This window comes from Pedobacter gandavensis, assembly GCF_032678745.1.
Lineage (GTDB): Bacteria > Bacteroidota > Bacteroidia > Sphingobacteriales > Sphingobacteriaceae > Pedobacter > Pedobacter gandavensis_C.
The window spans coordinates 25,236-45,677 of sequence record NZ_JAVTST010000007.1 but is presented as its reverse complement, the minus strand read 5'-3'; the positions used below and the strand labels follow the sequence as shown (position 1 = coordinate 45,677).

The 20,442-nt window shown below is 39.3% G+C and carries 15 protein-coding genes; 7 read left to right on the top strand and 8 right to left on the bottom strand.

The window, feature by feature from the left end:
- Positions 1 to 36: 36 nt before the first annotated feature.
- The 6 genes from R2S10_RS19580 to R2S10_RS19555 form a co-directional block, all read right to left on the bottom strand.
- Entirely contained in the window at positions 37 to 864 is an 828-nt protein-coding gene (locus R2S10_RS19580) for a LamG domain-containing protein (RefSeq protein WP_316842106.1), read from the bottom strand.
- A gap of 19 nt (positions 865 to 883) precedes the next feature.
- Positions 884 to 2,371, bottom strand: coding sequence for a RagB/SusD family nutrient uptake outer membrane protein (locus R2S10_RS19575; RefSeq protein WP_316842105.1), 1,488 nt, complete (start codon positions 2,369 to 2,371; stop codon positions 884 to 886).
- Between the two features lie 11 nt (positions 2,372 to 2,382).
- A complete protein-coding gene (locus R2S10_RS19570; RefSeq protein ID WP_316842104.1) occupies positions 2,383 to 5,415 on the bottom strand; it encodes a TonB-dependent receptor in 3,033 nt (1,010 codons plus the stop codon).
- Between the two features lie 249 nt (positions 5,416 to 5,664).
- Entirely contained in the window at positions 5,665 to 8,568 is a 2,904-nt protein-coding gene (locus R2S10_RS19565) for a triple tyrosine motif-containing protein (RefSeq protein ID WP_316842103.1), read from the bottom strand.
- 16 nt (positions 8,569 to 8,584) lie between these two features.
- A complete protein-coding gene (locus R2S10_RS19560) occupies positions 8,585 to 9,523 on the bottom strand; it encodes a rhodanese-related sulfurtransferase (RefSeq protein ID WP_316842102.1) in 939 nt (312 codons plus the stop codon).
- A 74-nt stretch (positions 9,524 to 9,597) separates the two neighbouring features.
- A complete protein-coding gene (locus R2S10_RS19555; protein WP_316842101.1) occupies positions 9,598 to 10,383 on the bottom strand; it encodes an SDR family oxidoreductase in 786 nt (261 codons plus the stop codon).
- A gap of 149 nt (positions 10,384 to 10,532) precedes the next feature.
- Here R2S10_RS19555 and R2S10_RS19550 point away from each other — a divergent pair, with 149 nt between their 5' ends.
- Both R2S10_RS19550 and R2S10_RS19545 read left to right on the top strand, forming a co-directional pair.
- Positions 10,533 to 11,729: an aminopeptidase C gene (locus tag R2S10_RS19550; RefSeq protein ID WP_316842100.1), complete on the top strand. Its 1,197-nt coding sequence runs from the start codon at positions 10,533 to 10,535 to the stop codon at positions 11,727 to 11,729.
- Positions 11,730 to 11,836: 107 nt separating this feature from the next.
- Complete coding sequence (locus R2S10_RS19545) at positions 11,837 to 12,817, top strand: D-glycerate dehydrogenase (RefSeq protein ID WP_316842099.1); 981 nt, start codon at positions 11,837 to 11,839, stop codon at positions 12,815 to 12,817.
- Here R2S10_RS19545 and R2S10_RS19540 read toward each other — a convergent pair.
- A complete protein-coding gene (locus R2S10_RS19540) occupies positions 12,812 to 13,498 on the bottom strand; it encodes a S24 family peptidase (RefSeq protein ID WP_316842098.1) in 687 nt (228 codons plus the stop codon). The genes R2S10_RS19545 and R2S10_RS19540 overlap by 6 nt on opposite strands.
- Positions 13,499 to 13,621: 123 nt before the next feature.
- On the opposite strand from R2S10_RS19540, the gene R2S10_RS19535 reads away from it, so the two are divergent.
- A complete protein-coding gene (locus R2S10_RS19535) occupies positions 13,622 to 14,356 on the top strand; it encodes a hypothetical protein (RefSeq protein WP_316842097.1) in 735 nt (244 codons plus the stop codon).
- Between the two features lie 51 nt (positions 14,357 to 14,407).
- Here R2S10_RS19535 and R2S10_RS19530 read toward each other — a convergent pair whose 3' ends face one another.
- Entirely contained in the window at positions 14,408 to 16,858 is a 2,451-nt protein-coding gene (locus R2S10_RS19530; protein WP_316842096.1) for a DUF5686 and carboxypeptidase regulatory-like domain-containing protein, read from the bottom strand.
- A gap of 141 nt (positions 16,859 to 16,999) precedes the next feature.
- On the opposite strand from R2S10_RS19530, the gene kbl reads away from it, so the two are divergent.
- The 4 genes from kbl to R2S10_RS19510 all read left to right on the top strand — a co-directional run bounded on the left by kbl (position 17,000) and on the right by R2S10_RS19510 (position 20,323).
- Positions 17,000 to 18,187 carry a glycine C-acetyltransferase gene (kbl, locus tag R2S10_RS19525; protein WP_265843111.1) on the top strand — a complete coding sequence of 396 codons (1,188 nt, stop codon included), beginning with the start codon at positions 17,000 to 17,002 and terminating at the stop codon, positions 18,185 to 18,187.
- Positions 18,188 to 18,291: 104 nt separating this feature from the next.
- Positions 18,292 to 19,329, top strand: coding sequence for a phenylalanine--tRNA ligase subunit alpha (gene pheS / locus R2S10_RS19520; protein ID WP_316842095.1), 1,038 nt, complete (start codon positions 18,292 to 18,294; stop codon positions 19,327 to 19,329).
- A gap of 5 nt (positions 19,330 to 19,334) precedes the next feature.
- Positions 19,335 to 19,748: a hypothetical protein gene (locus tag R2S10_RS19515; protein ID WP_316842093.1), complete on the top strand. Its 414-nt coding sequence runs from the start codon at positions 19,335 to 19,337 to the stop codon at positions 19,746 to 19,748.
- The gene (locus tag R2S10_RS19510) at positions 19,748 to 20,323 is read left to right on the top strand and encodes a TetR/AcrR family transcriptional regulator (protein ID WP_062546894.1); all 576 of its coding nucleotides are present in this window, start codon (positions 19,748 to 19,750) and stop codon (positions 20,321 to 20,323) included. The genes R2S10_RS19515 and R2S10_RS19510 overlap by 1 nt, the downstream gene beginning before the upstream one ends.
- The last annotated feature ends 119 nt before the right edge of the window (positions 20,324 to 20,442 follow it).

The following is a 20,442-nucleotide window of genomic DNA, read 5'->3' as shown; positions in this document are numbered from 1 at the left end:
CGAGCCTGCAACGCTTCATGATATTGAGGTCTGTGGTTATTTTCCTTTACTCTCTAATTTAGATAAGGCACCGATTTCATCAGCAGTCAATGCTTTGTTAAAGATTCTAACTTCATCCAGCTTACCGTTTAGGTTTGCGGCCCAGGATTCTTTACCTCCTCCAGTAGTTAAACTTGGAGTAGTTTGAAATTGTAAGGTTCCAAAAACCATTTTCGTTGCATTTTGAAAAGTTAGGGCTCCGTTGTTAGGAACATTCATGGTTTTGGTCTTACCTCCGTTGATGTACAGGATAAAATTAGAACTTATCTGGTCGTAACTTAAAGCCAGATGTGTCCATTTTTTCCAGATGCCAGGTACTTTAATGTTCTCAGAAGCAGTAAGCACACCATTATTATTAACACGGAATTGAATAACCCCATTTGCGGCATCGCCTCCATTTTCCAGGAATACGGTTAAATTACCCCAGCCTGCGGTGGTATTTGCAATGTCAATCAACCCTGTTGCACCAGTATTCAGGTCTGAATTAAACCATAAGGTAGTGGTGAAACTTTTTAATTTCTGCACTTCTGATGGTGTATCAGAAATTACATATCCTGCTGAGGATCCTTGTAGAGCATTGCCTTTGGTTCCTGCAGCAAAAGAGGTACTGGTAGATACGCCGCTAACTTTCGAAACACTGTCAATTAAGCTGCCATCGAAAGCCCAATGTGCAACGAGGTTAGCAGAAGCCACTTCTTTGCTACTCGTATAACCACCAATATTTAATGCTGGTGCATAACTGGAAGGATCGAATTTTTTTGTACAGGAGCTAACCGCTAAAGAAACGGCTGCTGCTGATAATATATAAAATAATCTTGTTTTCATTTCTTTTCGTTGAATGAGATTAATAACCTAGGTTTTGTGTAAGGACACCTACACTTAGTTCAATCTGAGTATTTGGAATTGGCCATACTTCATTTTTATTCGCTTTCCAACCTTTAGGACCGAATACCGCAGCTGCGCGTCCCTGACGGATCACATCGAAATAGCGATCTGACTCCATAGCCAATTCTACATGTCTTTCATGGTAGATGGCTGCGCGAAGTGCAATCTGGTCTGTGGTGGTTACTTTAGGAAGAATCGTTGGATTTCCCTGTCTAGCTCTTAACCTCACCTGTTCTAAAGAAGAAAGTGCCTGACCAGAATTCCCCAGTTCATTGGCAGCTTCTGCATTCATTAACAATACATCTGAGTAACGGATTACCCTAACATTTTGCTGTCCACCTCTTGGGTTGTTACCGTCAAAAGGCGTGGCAAAAGGCACGTAGGGTTTGTGGTTATACCTTACAGGATCTCCAGGAGCTGAAGTGATTAAATCACCTTGAGGAGTCGTATTACCTACAAAAAGAATAGTACCTTCTCTACGTGGATCTCCATCTTCAAAAGCATTTGACAATGCTAATGATGGTGCATTGAAACCCCAATAGCCGGTTTGATCCCTTACTCCTTGAACTTGTGAATACTGACTGTTACTGGCATCTTTTGTACCAGGATTATACTCACATTGAATCTCAAATACAGATTCTGAGCTGTTTTCATGATTCAAACGAAACAGTGACTGATAGTCTGGCAATAGGCTATATCCTAAACCCATTACGGTATTGGTTAAGCTGAGTACCAGAGGCCAATTCTTTTGATACATGGCTACTTTGGCATGCAGTGCTAATGCAGCACCTTTAGTTGCACGGCCAAGGTCGGCGGTTGGATAACTTGTCGGCAATACTGCTGCAGCTTCATTCAGGTCTTTTTCTATTGCCGCATAAACTTCTTCTCTTGTAGCTCTTGGTATATTAAACTGTGCTGGTGTTTTAGGAATGGTTAGGTGTAACCTTACGCCCCCAAAAGCCCTTACCAATCTGAAGTAAGAATAGGCCCTAACAAATTTAGCTTCGGCAAGGAGGCGGCTTTTTAAATTCGCATCCATTTCTATGGCCGGGATATTATCCAATACCTGATTACAAAGATTGATGTTCTGGTATTGACCTTCCCAAAATCCAAGCACCTGCCCATCGGTAGAGGTGACATTAAAGTTTTCAAAATCGTTCAGATAACTGGCGTCATTTGTTGAACTTCCTTTATCTGCTTCATCAGAAGCAATGCTTTCTACAGCAAGTGCTGGAAAGGCTACATTTGCCCAACTTCGCAAATTACCATAAATGGCATATACGCCAGCTTGTGCATCCTCCTGAGATTTCCAAAACGTTTCTGCAGGTTGTTTGGCTTGTGGCGGAACATCAAGGAAATTCTTGGTACAAGAGGTACTGAGTAAGATAGTACCTGTGATGACTATTACGCATGCTTTACGCAGCGCGGTATGGTTATATATTTTCATTTCCGGATCAATTAAAAAGTAACGTTTAGACCTAAGTTATAAGTGGCGTACAATGGATATACATTTGCATCTATACCAGCACCCAGTGGAGAATAATTACCTACGGTAGGTTTTCCGATCTCCGGGCTAAAGCCTTTGTATCCAAATAGATTTACAGGATTTTGAGCATTAGCAAATACCCTTACCTTTTGCATTTTCCATTTGTTCATTAAGCGAGTTGGTAAAGTATAGCCGATTTGTACGTTTCTTAATCTGATGTAATCTCCTTTTTCGACAAAGAAGGAGTTTGGTGCTGAATTTTTAGTGGTTCCTATGTTTGCAGAAGGGTAGGTGTTAGAAGTACCTTCACCATGCCATCTGTTTTTAAAGAAGTCTTCAGTGAAATTCTCATTACCATATCTTACGCCTAGGTTTGCATTATAGATGCTGATTCCTGCAACTCCCTGGATGTCCAGAGAAAGGTCGAAATTCTTATAAGCAAAAGTTGTATTTAGGGCGTAGTTAAACTTTGGGTTTGCATTACCAAGAGAAATACGGTCTTTCCCGTCAATCACACCATCACCATTTTGATCTACATATTTGAAATCTCCCGCTTGTGCATCTTTTTGAACAGACGCTAAAACTTCTGCTGCATTCTGGAAGATGCCTGCCACTTTATAGCCATAGAACTCGCCAATTGGTCTTCCAAGAACGGTACGTGTAGCAAGGGAGCCATTCGCTAATCCTTCACCACCGTCGTAAATTGGATTTTCACCCGTTACTACTTTAGTTACTTTATTTTGGTTGTAACCAACGTTTCCACTGATGGAATAACTGAATCCACTTTCAGTTTTATCTCTCCAATTGGCAGTGAATTCAAATCCACGGTTTCTGAAATCGGCTTGATTGCCAACTTGTTTTGCTATTCCTAATCCAAGGTCAGTTGCTACTGGGATTGCAAAAATTGCTCTTTCAGTTATTTTGTTGTAATAATCGGCCTCAATAGTCAGTCTGTTAGCTAAAAATCCAGCTTCTAAGCCAATATCAGTACCAGAACTGCGTTCCCAAACGATAAAGGGAGGTGTAATCTGATCAATAGATTTACCTGTATAAGCAATGCCATTAAAATAAGCTACATATCCACCTTTCTGAGAGATAGTAAGCTGAGTTGGATTTGTAGGAACTCCTGCATTTCCGACTTTACCCCAGCTACCACGGACTTTCAGATTGCTAAAAATCTGCTGATCTTGCATGAAGGGTTCATTACTAATCACCCAACCTGCCCCAATAGAAGGGAAATGAGACCATGGATTTCCATTGGAATAGAATTTTGAAGAACCGTCTGTACGCATCGAAGCATTTAGCAGGTAACGGTCTTTAAAGGAATAGTTTACGCGACCAAAGTAAGAGGCAGCAGTTTGTAGATTTCCACCATCCAATATCGAACGTCCTGCTTCACTACCTAAACTCAGGTAAAGGTCTCCCTCACTAGAGTAAGGGACATTTAAAGCTTTGCCATTGATGAAATAATTTTTGTTACGTTGTGCAGTTTGTCCTGCTAATACCGTTAAATTATGGTCACCAAAAGTGTTTTTGTAGGTCAAGGTGTTTTCAACGATCCAGTTTCTATCTTCTGTTCTGTCGATTCCTAATATACTGGTTTCATTACGTTGTGCATTTGTTGCTTTATATACCGGAGTATAGCTTCTTACTTCAGCCTGTGAAAAATCGCCACCAAAGCTGGTTCTGAAAGATAGGCTTCTAAGTATTTCCAGTTCTGCATAAACATTTCCAGTGAATTTATAGTTTTTAGATCTTCTATTGAAGTAATCAATAGTCGCTTGTGGGTTTGCACCTGCGCCACTACCCAGACCAAAATCATTAGGATCTCCGTAAGTGCCATCTGCATAATAAACAGGAACTACAGGACCTGCAGTAAACATCTGACGGAAGATCACGTTGTCAATATCTTTAGAGTTACTTGCTGTTCCAGAAACATTGTATCCCACTTTTAAAGGTTTCAATATTTGGAATTCACTGGTTAATCTGGCAGTGTAGCGAGTATAGTTATTGCCTTTTACGATCCCATCCTGATCTAAATAGCCAAGGGATAAGTTGTAGATGTTATTTTCGCCACCACCACTAATAGATAGCTGGTGGTTATTTACCTGCGCATTTCTAAGTATTTGACCATACCAATCTGTTCCTTTTCCGAAAGCAGTAGGATCTTTGAAAAGCAGATCTTCATTTTTAGAAGCGTAGATTTCGTTAATAATGGTCGCATATTGAGTTGCATCTGCCATTTTCAGAGGATTGGTTACACTTTGTAAACCAAATGTTCCGTTATAGTTGACTATCGCATTGCCTTTTTTACCTCTGTTAGTCGTTACCAAAACCACCCCATTGGCAGCTCTGATACCATAGATAGCTAAACTAGAGGCATCTTTCAAGATGCTCATATTGAAAATGTCAGCAGGATTCAGGAAGCTGATATCATCATACCAAACTCCATCTACTACATAAAGTACTCCTGTATTACCATAAATGGTACCGGTACCACGGATCGTGATGAGTGGAGAGGCGCCTGGAGCACCATTATTGGTAATGGAAACGCCGGCAACTTTACCTTGTAAAGCACTTACTGGATTTACAGAAGCTTGCTTGGAAATTTCTTCTCCTTTGATGCTGGCAACGGAACCCGTTACATCGATTTTTCTTTGTGTACCGTAACCAACTACCACCACTTGTTCTAGGTCCTGAGCGGAAGAAGTCATGGCTATATTAATTGTAGTTCTATTGTTTACCGGCACCTCTTGTGTGGTATACCCGATATAAGTGAATACCAATGTGGCAGTTGCCGGAGCGCTGATGGAATAGTTCCCATTGGCGTCTGTTTGTGTTCCTGTTGCTGCTCCTTTTATCTGTATACTTACAGCTGGAATAGTGGTTTTATCACCGCCATCTGTCACCTTTCCTTTTACAATAATCTGCTGTGCAAAGGCAGAATAATTAAAAAGAAAACAGAGGAATGCTAAAACAGAAAATTTTGTAAAGATTCTTTTCATGCTCGTTTAGGTTATGTTTATTTGATTCACTAAATCTCAGTGACTGCTGTGGCTATTGCAAAGATTTGACCTCTACATGAATACGTCAGGAATGATGTGTGGTGTTTTTGTAGGCTTTTCCAACTTGGTTTTTGGTTCAAAAACCTGCTTTTGCAATGATTGAGTAGAAAAACAGTGATTCCAGCTGGCTAAGAATAAATACAGGATTGTGGGGCTAAAGAAGAAGGTGTGTGTGGTAATGATGTAGTATTATAGCTCCATTAAGAACTCCACAAGGTTCTTGTCATGAGGGATTTCGAGCTTTTTACGGAGTCTATACCTTCTGATTTCCACTCCTCTCAGAGAAATGTTAAGTAAAGACGCCATTTCTTTGCTACTCATATTCATGTGTAAATAGGCACATAGTTTCAGATCATTTGGCACGAGGTCCGGATGGTTTGCTTTTAATTTTTTAAAGAAGCTTTCATGCGCTTCATTGAAGCTGCTCTCGAATAAATGCCAGTCGCGTTCATCGTTCATTCCTTCGTCGATGACCTTCTGAATCTTTCTCAATTGATCTTCCGAAAGTGGCTTTCCATTGCCATCTTTTAGTTTGGCAATCTCCTGACTAAGCTTCTGTAGCAATTCATTTTTATAGACCAGGCTCATGGCCGAATTGGCCAGTTCCCTATTTTTTCCGGCAAGTTCTACCTGCAGTTTTTCGGTTTGTAGCTTAATGATTTGTCGCTCATTTGCTTCTGCTTCTTTCTTTAGGAAGACCTCTTTCTCTGCCTGCATTTTTTTTGTAATCGCATCCTGATCTCTTTTCAGCTTGAGTTCATACAAGCGTTTAGCAGCAATGATTAAAGCAATCCCGCATAGTGTATACAAGGCTAAAGCCCAGTTTGTAGCATAGAATGGAGGAAGAACCTGAAATTCAAAGGTGCTTTCTTTAGGAATAACCTGATCATTGATCTTTGCCCTTACCCTGAAAGTGTAATTTCCTTTACTCAGGTTTGTGAAGTCTTTTTGTGAAGCGGTACTCCATTCCGACCATTGTTTAGAATATCCTTCTAAAAAATATTGGAATTTGATTTTGGCCTGTCGGTAATACGGCAGGGCATAGGAAATACGGATGTTATTTCTGGAATAAGGAATCTCCATCTTTATACCTGGCTCTCCAATTTCACTCAATAGCTGATATGTGTCAGTGATGTCTTCAATTTTTCTAATGAGTACCACGGGTAAATCCTGTGTCTTGAGGTTTGCTGGAACATTGTTCCCATTGTAGATCACAAAGCCATCATCAACGCTGATGAGGTAAATATTATCACTGATTTTGCTGATGTTTTCATAATACTGCACCATTCTTCCATCCAGAATATTAAATCTGTTGGAGTCAATTTGGAGCTGCCCTGATTCTTTCAGCTGTACCAGGGCCATTTTACCCCGGTTAATAAACCAGTATTTGGATTTACCGGCATTAATGATTTTGTTGGCCGTTGAAAAGCCTTTTAGTCCCTTATTGAGTTCTTCGTAGTTTTTAAATCTATTGCTGATGTCATCATAAATATAAAAACCCTTATCTGAGGAGAATACCAGGTTGTTTTCGATTTTGAAGATATTGATGTTATAATCGTCCGGTAATCCATTTTTCTCATTATAAGTTCTGGTGGCGATGACCTTGCTCAGGTCCGGGCTTAAAGTGAGTTTGTACAGACCTTTATAAGCATGACTTACCCAGATGTCTCCTTTTTCATCTCTTTCAACGTACCTGGATGGCGCATCAAAATTAGCCACCTTATTGTTGAAACGCCACAATCCCCGGGCATCCTTTTTATAGATCACCAGACCATTATAAGTTCCCTGAATCAAACAATCTTGTCCATCATCAAGCTTCTTTATAGTCCATCCACCGTTGGCATTAGAGATTTTTTCCAGTTTATTTCCTGTGACATTAAAAGTGCCATTGTTGTGGCCACAAATCAACTGTCCATCTATTACGGTGAGTTCCCATACCTGTCCCTGTGAATTTGGAATCAGCTTGAAGTCAAAAGAATTGAACGTATTTTGTTTTCCGGATACCCATGGACTATAGAACAAGCCCTGATTTGTTCCTAAATAGATGGTATTGTTATAGATCAGGCTGGAATAAACGGTTCCAAACTGGCCGGTTTTATCAAAGTAAAAGTATAAAGGAGAGTTTAATTCTATGCGGTCTATTCCATTGTCTAGTCCTGCCCAGAGGTTTTGATCCTGATCGGCATAAAGACTAAGAACAGTATTGTTTTGCAGACCACTTGACTTATTGATTTGCTGAACTACGTTTCCCTGCTCATCTATGATAATTAAGCCATTCAAGATTGTGCCATATGCATAATATTTATTTAAAACCTTTACGCCATTGTTGAGGTGAAAGGTTTTTAAAAAGCTATTGGCGGGTGTATTAAAGGTGCTGAATTTTTCCCCATCGTAGAGGAATAAGCCATCCTTACTGGTACCAATCAGCAATTTATTACCTTGGTAGGGTAATATGGACAAGACATCAGTTGAATTTGTGGGGTTACTGCCCTTTAATGCGATGAGTTGATCCGCTTTGAGTTCAAACAGTCCACTGCCTAATACTTCTACAAGAAAACGTTTCCCAACCTGATGTAGGAAGAGGAAGGGTTTTGAGGCAGTAATGGCTTTTATTTTGTTATTCTCGTAGATGTATATGGTAGAGAAGGACTGGAAAATTACCCTTTTCCCATCGGAACAGATTTTCCAGATTTCATCTTTTACCGGATTATTCCTGGGAATAAGCTTTGTTAAAGAGGAATAGGTTAATTTATCATTTTTATAAGACCAATAACCAAGTTCACCAAAACCGCCAGTATAAATGATCCCAGAAGGATCAGCTAGAACGGATCTTACAATTTGCCGGTTTGGTAGCTTGTATTGCTGCCAGTATTTGCCATCGTAACTGAGTAAGCCTTGTGCATTTCCAAAATATAGAACACCATTTTTATCTTTTGTAATCGACCAGTTTTGATTGCCGGATAGATAAAGCGACTTTGGGTAATTCTGGACATAGGGAACCCCGATACTCCTGATATCATTTGCTTTAACAGCAACGGAAATAAACGCAAATAAAAAGTATAATATGAGGTATCTCCGTTGACTGGTCTTCATGAAGGGCTAAAAGTAGCTATTTTGAAGCAGTGTTTACAGGTTGTGGTACTTTTACATAATATCCGGTTCCATCATATTGACGTTTACGAGGATGAGTAGTACAAGCAACAGAACAGCAGCCTTCTAATTCTTCTCCACAGGCATCACATTGCGTAATGTGTTCATTACACTCTGGATTTGCACAGTTGATCATTTTTGGAGTAACTATTCCACAAGAATAGCAAGTAGAAACAATGCTTGGATTTACAGAGTTGACATCTACAGCAATTCTGTTATCAAAAACATAACATTTTCCGTCAAAATCCTCTCCGCCGGCCTCTTTACCATATTTGATAATTCCACCGTGAAGCTGGTATACATCATTGAAACCATGGTGTAACAGTAGGGCAGATGCTTTTTCGCATTTGATTCCGCCTGTGCAGTAGGTTAACACCTTTTTATCTTTGTATTTCGCCAGTTCATTGATCTGTTCCGGGAAATCCCTGAAGTTTTCAATATCTAAAGTAATGGCATTTTTGAACCTGCCTAAATTATGCTCGTAGTTAGAACGCACATCAAGAATGATCACATCTTCTTCCTTAATCATCTTTTGGAATTCTACGGGCTCAAGGTGTTTACCTGTGCGCTGATTAGGGTTGATGATGTTTGGATCTTTTAATCCTGAATGTACAATCTCGTCTTTGTAGCGACAGTGCATTTTAATAAAAGAAGGCTCCTCAACCTCATCAATCTTAAATTCTGTTTTGGCAAAACGTTCATCCGCATGAATGGCAGCCATATAAGCTTCAACATTGTCTTTGGTTCCTGAAATTGTACCGTTCAGACCTTCATCAGCCACAATAATACGGCCTACAAGGTTTAAAGATTTACAAAAAGTAAGGTGAGTGGCAGCAAATTGTTCTGCGTTTGCTATTGGACTATAGCAATAATAAAGTATGGTCTGGAATTTTTTCATATCATCATTGATACTGTTGCATACAGCGTTTAATGTGGGACAAAGTTAATAAAGATAAATGAGATTGAAAAAAGCTAAATCGCAGGCGTTCTGCCTCCATCTACTCTGATACTTGTTCCGGTAACATAGGAAGCTGCAGGAGAAGCGAGGAAGGCAATTACATTGGCAATTTCTTCGGCCTGCCCAAATCTAGCCATTGGAATACTTGAAATCATGCTCTTCTCTATTGTTGCTCTATCTGTTTGCTGGTTGGCTGCGGTACTTTCAATTAAACTACCTAATCTGGCAGTATCTGTTAACCCAGGTAAGATATTGTTGACAGTGATTTGATAGATACCAACTTCATTAGCTAAAGTTTTAGCCCAGGAAGCCACAGCTGCCCTAATCGTGTTGGAAACGCCAAGATTTGGCAATGGAGTTTTAATGGAGGTAGAGATAATATTGATAATCCTTCCGTATCCGAGTTTTTTCATCCCTGGAAGAACTGCAGTCGCTAATAGGTGATTTCCAACAAGGTGTTGTTGAAATGCCGATTCAAAGTCGTCTGAGCTGGCTTTGGTGATTGGGCCGGCTTTTGGTCCGCCAGTATTGTTTACCAGAATGGCAACCGGATGTTCCGCTGTGATTTTTTGGATGGCATCAGACAACTGCTGCTTTTCTGAAAAATCGGCAACAGTATAACTGTGTTGCTGATTTCCTTCTTGCTGTAATTGTGCCACTGCTACTTTTAGCCCATCTTCGTTTCTCGCCATTAAGATGCAATTGGCACCTAAACCAGCCAAAACTTTTGCTGTAGCTAATCCAATACCCTGAGTACTGCCGCAGATTAACGCGTATTTACCTTTTAATGAAATGTCCATCGTGATGTTTTATAGCTAAACTTATACAAAAATTATGAGGTAACAATGTTTTTATGCTGTTGTTGGGTTATTGGAATATTGTTAAGTTTGCCTTCGTCATTATAAATCAGCGGATGATTTGTGAGGCGGAATAAATTTAAACACAAAAAATGACCAAAATTTCTATGAAACCAGTGCTATTGGCGGCAGGCCTTTTATTTAGCGCAGGTAGTGTATTTGCTCAGGATAACCTGGTAAATGCCTTAAGCAACAATCACAGTACAGATAGTAAAAATAGCTTCACTTTTACCCCGGTAATCAATGCAGAAGCAACTGATGTAAAGAACCAACAGTCTTCAGGAACTTGCTGGAGCTATAGTACCAACTCATTCTTAGAATCAGAAATGATTAAAGCAGGTAAGAAACCAGTAGATCTTGCTGATATCTTTACTGCCCGTAATGCTTATATTGAAAAAGGAATCAACTATGTACGTATGCATGGCGCCCTAACCTTAGGTGATGGTGGTGCTTGTCATGATGTAATCAATATGTTTGCTTTGTATGGCGCATTGCCACAATCTGTTTATGATGGAAGAAAGTACGGTACATCAACAAACAAATCTGATGACATGAACAAGCTGACTAAAGCTATTCTTGAGAAAGCAGTAAATGCACCATCAGGAAAGTTTGATCCAACTTGGAAAGCGAAATATATCGCTACTATTGATTCATGTTTAGGTGCAGTTCCTGAGAAATTTACTTTTGAAGGAAAAGAATATACGCCAAAAACTTTTGCTAAAGAAGTAGTAGGAATTAATCCTGCTGACTATGTAGAACTTTCTTCATTCACTTCAGCGCCTTACTATACTAAAGCCGTATTGATGGTACCTGATAACTGGTCTTATGATCAAGTTTACAATGTGCAAATGGACGACATCACTAAGGTGATCGACAATGCTTTGAAAAAAGGATATACTGTTGCTTGGGCTACAGATGTAAGTGAGAAAGGCTTTAGCTGGAAAAATGGTGTTGCTTTTGTTCCTGAAAAAGATTTCGAAGAGATGTCTAAAGAAGAACGTGCTACAATGTTTAACGGTCCTAAACCAGAAAAAGAAATTACTGTAGAGATGCGTCAGGAAGCTTTTGATAACTACAAAACTACTGATGACCACGGTATGCAGATTACTGGTATAGCAAAAGATCAAAACGGTAAAGAATATTACATCGTTAAAAACTCTTGGGGTCCATCTAATGATTATAAAGGTTACCTATACGTAAGCAAGAACTTTGTGAAATTCAAAACCACAGCTTTCTTGTTAAACAAAAAAGGTATTCCTTCAGATATTCGTAAAAAACTTAGTCTTTAATTCGATAAAGACAGATGAGAAAGGCGGTTCCAGGTTTGGACCGCCTTTTTTATTTCCAGAACATTTGCCCGGAAACGGTTGTTGATTTTATATAAAAGAAGATATTTATGAAGGTATTTATTACGAGGGTAATTTCTGAAGAAGGTAGGGTATTATTAGAAGAAGCAGGAATTGAGGTGCAGGAATGGAAGGAGAAGAGGGCACTGACGCAAGAAGAATTAATTTATAATTGTTTAAAATCTGATGCCTTATTGAGTGTAGGAACCAGACTGGATGCCGATTTTCTTCAGGCCTGTTCTCATTTAAAAGTAATTGCGCTGCATTCCGTCGGATTTGACCATGTAGATGTGGATAGCGCTACCTCTTTAAATATTCCTATTGGAAATACCCCAGGTGTATTGAGTGCGGCAACAGCAGATACTGCTTTTTTGCTGATGCTGGCGACCTCCAGAAAAGCATTCTACCTCCATAAAACCATTGAAAAAGGAGAGTGGGTTTTTTTTGATCCAACGGCTAATCTGGGTATAGAGTTAAGAGGAAAAACCCTCGGTGTTTTTGGATTGGGTAAAATAGGACTGGAAATGGCCAGATGTTGTAAAGCAGCATTTGGAATGAAACTACTTTACCACAATAGAACCAGGAATGAGGATGCTGAACAGGAACTAAAGGCCAAATGGGTGCCTTTTGAAGAATTACTCCAACAAAGTGATGTAGTGACCGTACATACTGCATTAACTCCTGAAACAGAAGGTAAATTTGATTGGTCTGCATTTGAGCTCATGAAGCCCTCTTCCATCTTTATCAATACCGCAAGGGGTGCGATCCACAAGGAAGAAGACTTGTTAAGAGCGCTGGAAGAAGGAAAGATCTGGGGCGCAGGATTGGATGTGACCAACCCTGAACCTATGAGACCCGACCATCCGCTATTGCAAATGCCCAATGTAGCTGTACTTCCTCATATAGGTTCTGCTACTCAGGAAACCCGTGCCGCCATGTCTGTGCTTGCCGCAAGAAATGTGATTGCAGGATTAAATGGAGTGCAGATTCCATTTGCAGTGAACCCGGAAGTATATATCAGCAGCCTATAAATGATTTCTGGTCACCTTACCCTTGACCAGAAACATTCGTTTGATGGCTTTCCTTTGCAGGACAGTATCACCAATATATTTCGGATTTAAGGAGCGTAAGAGTATCAGCTCAGGATCCGAATGTTCAAAAAGTAGCTTTACCGTAGTGATGTTATTGGAAATGTCATCGGTAATGACCAAATAGGCCTCGCCCCATTGGATGATCTCCCGGTTTTTAATTTCTTTGACAATGATGATTTCTCCATTCGTGAATTTGGGGTACATGCTATCTCCATAAACAGGAAGGTAGGCATCACAATCATTAAACGGACGGTAATTGACATAGTATTCCGGAGGTTCCTGAAATACATTCAGGTCTCCAACCGTGATTTCAGTAAGATTGACATTGAAATACGGTACACCTTCCTCTAGTTGTGGTAAATGTTCATTCGGATCTGAAGAGCGTATAAACATTTCTCCCATCCCAGTATTCAGATACCTTGGATTAATCTTGTGATAGTCAATGATGTCTTTCGACAGCCTTTTTCCAATATTTCTCCTCCCACTTTCAATAGAAGAACAATTTCCAATGTGTTTTGTAATCGGAAGGTAGAACTGTATTAGCGTCATTTGTTTCGCTAAACGTATTTCCCTGAGCCTGGCGCCGGTCTGTGCGCTCTCTAAATAAATGTTTCTCCTCATAGCTTTAATTGTTATGTAATTTAGTTTGTCATTTGATTAATTATACGTAAGATTGTGTTAATTATTTAGCTAATATAATATTTTAAAATTCATTATTTATACTATAAATTAATTAAGTGTATTATGAGAAGAAGATATGAAATGAAAGGCATGCCTGGATTCAGGTACCTGGAAGATGAAGAACTAGAAAATCCACTATTGGTTGCAGAGGAATTCTTTGATGCAATTGATCTGGAATTGTTCAGGCAGGAGCTTCGGTTATTTTTTGCCCTGGCCTTTAATAATAAGGCGTATAAAAATGGCAAGTTATATGAACCTGCAAGGCAGACCAGTGTTCATCAACAATTAACACGATTTTTAGAAATGGCTTGGTTGATCCTGAACAATGATAAGATTGATTTATTAATTAAAACTGAAGAGCCACTTTTTCAAATTGCCGGAGCGTGGAGAAGGGGAGGTTTTATTGAAGTAGAAAAACGATTGAAAGATGATACCATGAGGTATTGCCGCGTACTAGAAGATGAAGAAGTGAATAATGTAAGACTGGTATTTGAGAAGATCTTCAATTACCTCTCCTTAGCCGCATGGCAGGATGAACTGGATATGGTGCTGTTTTATAGTCTTTGTGACATACCAATGTCTGATGAATGCGAAAATGGGCACACCTCTTCTCCTATGCATGAGCATTTGGAGAAGCTATTGGAATGCGTTCATGTAATTCATGAACTCCGGATCAAAGGGGATGAAGGCTGGAAAGTAATGCCTGTAGATGCCGTGATTCATAATAAGGACTACGAGGTTTTTCCAGCTCAACTTATCATGAGTATTTATCGGCAACAAGAACTGATTCCAGTATAAATGCATGAGCATACCTATGCTGTTATAGTTATGCTCATGTACTGAATTGTTTTAAAGTCCGTAGGAGAGTCTGAATCCATGGTTGATTCTTTTATTACCATCATAAGCAAAGCCATATGCAGCTCTGAAGATCAACCTTTGCAATCCGAAGTAAAACTCCGTATAGTTTCTTTTTAAAGGCTGGCTAAGGTAGCTTACCCCAACCAATTCTTCCAGTTTTAATTTACGCAGGATAGGAATCTTGCTACTGAACCTTCCAGAGAAGTTATGTTCAAAATGAGCTTCGAAATACTCACGGTCTGTACTGAATAGATAGAAATCAAGGAATAGGAATTTCCTCATATTTGGCAATCCAAATAAGGAGTTATTACCTCTGAAATGCTTGAATTCCGGATAATAAACCTGATCGTTGTTTAAGAATTTACCGGCACCAATTACAATAGAAGAGTAACCCCATAATCCGGCACTAATTCTGTTCTGATAAATTTCTGCAGCGATGAGGTCGTAATCAACATCACTACTCATCACGCCCTTGATCCCTTTTTTATACCATAAGCTGATACTTGGGGACTTTGATTCCAGATAAATCTTACGATCCGGCATGGTCATATAGTTTTGTCCGAAGGTATAAGTTAAGGAAGCATTGATGCTAAATGATTCATAGGTTGGAAATAATGGGCTTTCTGTTTCTGGAGTAAAGGGGTTATTGGAAGTAAAAGTCTCACCCTTCAAATCCTTAATTTTAAAACCAGTAGTATTCACCAGGTTATAGTTTTTCGCATAATCGACTTTTATACTTCCCATTAAGCCGTTGGCCAATTCTCTACTGGTTCCGATGTTTACAAATTCTTTCTTATAGAACTTTGAAAAATTGGTTTCAAAAAGGAGGGAGTTGATAGAATTTCCCATTAAGCTCATGGTACCAAGATTATTTAAGTCGAAGATGCCAGAGCCAGCGCTCGCAGTGATGCTGGCACGTTTAACGGCATCATAGTAATAAGTTCCACTAAGTGATGCGGTAAGCTCTTTATTAGATAGACCATAGCGTACTTCTGGTCTGATTTGGTAAAATTCACCATATTCCAGGCGCTTCGTATAGGTGATGCCATACCTCATTCCAAAGCCTTCTACTGTATTGTAAAATAGCGCAGGTAGAATCGGGTCAAACCTTAAACTTTTTTTATCATAGCGGTTGTTTAGGGTATAGCCAGTAATTAACAGTTTAAATGGACCTAATTTATTGTTTGCTTTTTCAAGAGAATCAAGGTAGCGTTTGGATGTTTTTAATGCCGCAATGCTATCTTTTCTGATGTAGTCGCGACTTTCTTCAGCGGTCAGCGGGATCGGTCTGTTGTTTAACCAAAACAGCGAGTCTTTTTTATTTACTGCCTTTGTAACTTTTAAGATCTCTCCATTAAAATAGTTTTTTGGAAACTTGGGATCGATGTTATAATTACTATATACACCTGCATAATAACCTTCGAACTTAAATCCCAATACATTTCCATTAAATTGGAAATTGATACTTGAAGGCATATATGTTTTTTCGACTTTAAGAAACTGCTGTGATATTTTAAGGGTATCGATCAGGTTGACGCCTGAACTTTTGGTGAGGTACACATTAGCATTGACCAAGTGCCAGCTGTTGTCATTGATATAAATGATTCCATTGAAAGCCGGATCATGTGCCCTTTTTGCGATGACTTCAATTTTATTGATCGTTTGCCCATTTTCATTAATCACACCCAAAAGCTTGTATTTATAAAAGGATAAGGCATTGTCGGCAATTGGCGATACAAAGCCACGGGCACTCAATGTGTTTTCCAAAAGGATGTTCTGGTAGAAATTAATGATCAGATCCGAAGCTTTGTTGAAACTGAATGCATTGTTTCTTCCGGCCACTTTAGAGGAGATCATCTCTTCATGTATTTTGTCGGGAAGCTCAAAGGAAAATATAGAAGTGGATTCGGATAAATAGAGAATTCCTTTTCTATTCGTGTCCAGATTCAGTGTTTTTTGAATATCTCTTCCAAAGAATTTTTTAGGTGCCCCGACCAGCTTCTGAACTCCTTTTATATATACATCCGCAGTATATGCGGGCACTTCAGTGAGGTGCTGTTTTCTTTTTTTGATGGCCTGACGGATAATTTCGTAGGCAGGATCTTCCGCATTACCATCAATAGTTACGCCGGTTAAGGTATAAGATTCCGGGCTTAACACGGTGTTTTCTATCATTTCCTCCGTGATGCTAATGTTTTTTTCTATGGCTTTAAATCCTATTGCTTTGTAAACAATGGTAAAGGTTCCTTTATTTAAGGCAAGAGCATAAATCCCATCCACATTGGCAGAAGTACCTTTGGTGGTATTTTTAACATAAACAGAGGCAAAGGGGACTACCTCACCGTTTGTGTCCTTAATATTTCCTTTTAATTTGAATTCCTGGGCAAATAGTATTGTGGTTCCAGCAAGTATCAGTAAAAGCGTGAGTTGGATTCTCTTCATATATGGGTTAAAGCCTAAATATCGGGTAAGTATTCTTAGTTAACAGCAAACTTTTGTTAAAGTTTGTTAAAGGGTATTTAACAAGGTTGTTTGGGTAAGACGATATTTTCATAACTTTGGTTGCAACAAGCAAATAATAGTATGTATAAAACATTACAACCTGTTCTTCAACAAGAATTGGAGCAAATAGAAAAAGACGGTTTATTTAAACGTGAACGTGTGATTGTAACCCCACAGGGTGCGGACATCAAAATTAGTACTGGGCAGGAAGTGATCAACTTCTGTGCAAACAACTATTTAGGATTGTCTTCTGATCCACGCGTAACTGAAGCGGCTAAACAAGCAATCGATAAATATGGCTATGGAATGTCATCAGTTCGTTTCATCTGTGGTACTCAGGATGTACACAAAGAGTTGGAAGAGAAATTATCTAAATTCTTAGGTACAGAAGATACCATTTTATATGCTGCGGCTTTTGATGCGAATGGCGGTGTTTTCGAACCACTTTTAAATGACCAGGATGCAATCATCTCTGATGAATTGAATCACGCTTCCATCATTGACGGCGTTCGTTTGTGTAAAGCAAAACGTTTCAGATATAAAAATGCGGATATGGCTGATTTGGAGCAACAGTTAATTGCTGCTAAAGATGCTAGACACCGTATCATCGTTACTGATGGTGCTTTTTCTATGGACGGTGTAATCGCTCCATTGGATAAAATCTGCGATTTAGCAGATAAATATGAAGCATTGGTAATGATTGATGAATCACACTGTACAGGTTTTATCGGAAAAACTGGTCGTGGAACACACGAGCATTTTAACGTAATGGACAGAGTAGACATCATTACTGGTACTTTGGGTAAAGCATTGGGTGGTGCATCTGGAGGTTTTACTGCTGGTAAAAAAGAAATTATTGACATGTTACGTCAGCGTTCACGTCCATATTTATTCTCTAACACTTTGGCTCCGGCAATTGCAGGTGCTTCTGTCGCCGTATTAGATATGTTGAGTGAGACGACTGATTTAAGAGATAAATTAGAAAGCAACACAGTTTATTTCCGCAAGAAAATGACTGAAGCAGGTTTCGATATCAAAGAAGGTGTTCACCCAATTGTTCCGGTAATGCTTTATGATGCTAAACTGGCGCAGGAATTTGCTGCTAAAATGCTGGAAGAAGGCATTTATGTAGTTGGTTTCTACTATCCTGTAGTTGCACAAGGCAAGGCTAGAATCCGCGTACAGCTTTCTGCTGCTCATGAGCAACACCATTTAGATAAAGCTATTGCTGCATTTACCAAAGTAGGTAAAGCACTTGGTGTGATCTAAAATATTCTCGCTGAGTCCAATTTCTACTCGGACATCGTATTCAAGTTGATTTTTGGACTCAGCGATTATAAAAATATTATATAAATAGCTGTATATTTGGCCTCATGTTACAAGAGAAGATAACACAATATACTGCTGAAATAAATGCGTTTTCTACGGATAACGTTGATGAATTAGAGCAATTCCGCATCAGATTCCTTGGTACCAAAGGAATCATTAAAGATATTTTTGATGAGTTTAAAGCAGTTTCACCTGAGGAAAAAAGAGTCCTGGGTAAGGTTTTAAATGAGTTTAAGCAATTAGCGGAAGCTAAATATCAAACGCTTAAAGATCAAACTGAAGTAGCTGATACCACTAAAGATCTGGGTTTAGACCTGACTTTACCGGGTGAAGGCTTTGAAATCGGTGCCCGTCATCCACTGGCATTGGTGAGAAGAGAGATCGTCGAAATATTCAACAAACTAGGTTTTATTGTTGCTGAGGGTCCCGAGATTGAGGACGATTGGCATAACTTCTCTGCATTAAACTTTCCTGAAGAGCATCCGGCACGTGATATGCAGGATACTTTCTTTATTAAGAAAGGTGGAGAAAAAGGGGATATCGCCTTGCGTACCCATACTTCTTCCGTTCAGGTGAGAATGATGGAAGCAGGAAAACCGCCATTCAGAGCCATTATGCCAGGCCGTGTATATCGCAACGAAGCGATCTCAGCTAGAGCACATTGCTTCTTCCACCAGGTAGAAGGATTGTATGTGGATGAAAATGTTTCTTTCGCTGATTTAAAGCAAACGCTGTTTTATTTTGTGCAGGAACTATATGGTGAAGGTACAAAAGTTCGTTTCCGTCCTTCTTATTTTCCCTTCACTGAGCCTTCTGCTGAAATGGATATTTCTTGTACCATTTGTAAAGGTGCGGGATGTCAGCTATGTAAACAAAGTGGCTGGGTAGAGATCCTGGGCTGCGGTATGGTAGATCCTAATGTATTGGAAAACTGCGGTATCGATGCTAAGAAATATAGCGGTTTCGCTTTCGGTATGGGAATTGAACGTATCGCTAACTTAAAGTTCGAGATCAAAGACCTGAGGTTATTCTCAGAGAATGATGCCCGTTTCTTGAAACAATATAAAACATCATTGATATAACTTAAATGATCAAAAGGATAACCGGTGCATTTGTAGTATTACTGCTATTTATGGGTTGTGGTAAGGACGAAGGAACGTATATTCCTAACGTCCTTGTCAATTACCGGATATCTGAAGCAGAGTTTATCAACACTGCAAAGAATCGTATTTTATTGGTCCCTAATATGGGGGTAGCCGGTTTGATGATCATTAAAGTTGCACCTGGAAATTATGTGGCTTTCGATCAATGTAGTTCAGTAAATCCTGAACAACGCTGTAAAGTAGTACCGGATGATAATTTGATCACGGCAACAGATCCTTGCAGCGCGGCGAAGTTTTTACTGCTTGACGGTAGTCCGCAGAAAGCGCCGGCTGTACGTTATTTAAAGGTATATCGCACCTCTGTTGGAAGCGATGGGATGATAAATGTATCTAATTGATGGAACCAGAGAAAATTAAAGAAAGCATAATCAGGGCTGCAAAGGAGTTATTCAGAAAATACGGTTACCACAAAACAAGTGTAAACGAAATTGCGAAGAAAGCCAGAATAGCTAAAGCAACTATATACAAGTATTTCGAGAGTAAAGAACAGGTTTTAGATGCAATTTTAATGGATTATCTGGATTTAAATCTCCATGAAATTCTAAAGAATAAAGCGCAGTTCTCAAATGAAGAAGAACACCTGACGGCACTGGTGATGAAAACCTGCAGGTTAACTTATACGGTTTGCAATGAGTTTATCGGTTGGGATTTCGTAAGAGAGAATGCAAACTCTCAGGAATTCTTAAAACACCTGTCGGATCAGTTGGAGTCGCTATTGCTTTCTGCCTACCTGGAACTGGATCATTTCAAAAATAATCCTTCCCGCAAAGAGGGACTGGCCTTTCTATTAAAAGCCAGTAAAAGCATCGTCTTTTCATTTGCCTTTACATCGGTAAGTGATTCTGATGTGAGGAAGAACTTTGTAAGCTTCCAAAAAGAACTATTGCCTTTTCTGGTGAAAGCAGCTTTATAATAGAAGAGATTTCTTGACGTAGGACAACCTAATGTCATTTTTATAATTACAATAAGCCTCCTGAGTTGCTCAGGAGGCTTTTCTATTTGGTGCTTATTTTGTTGATTTGATAAAGAAAT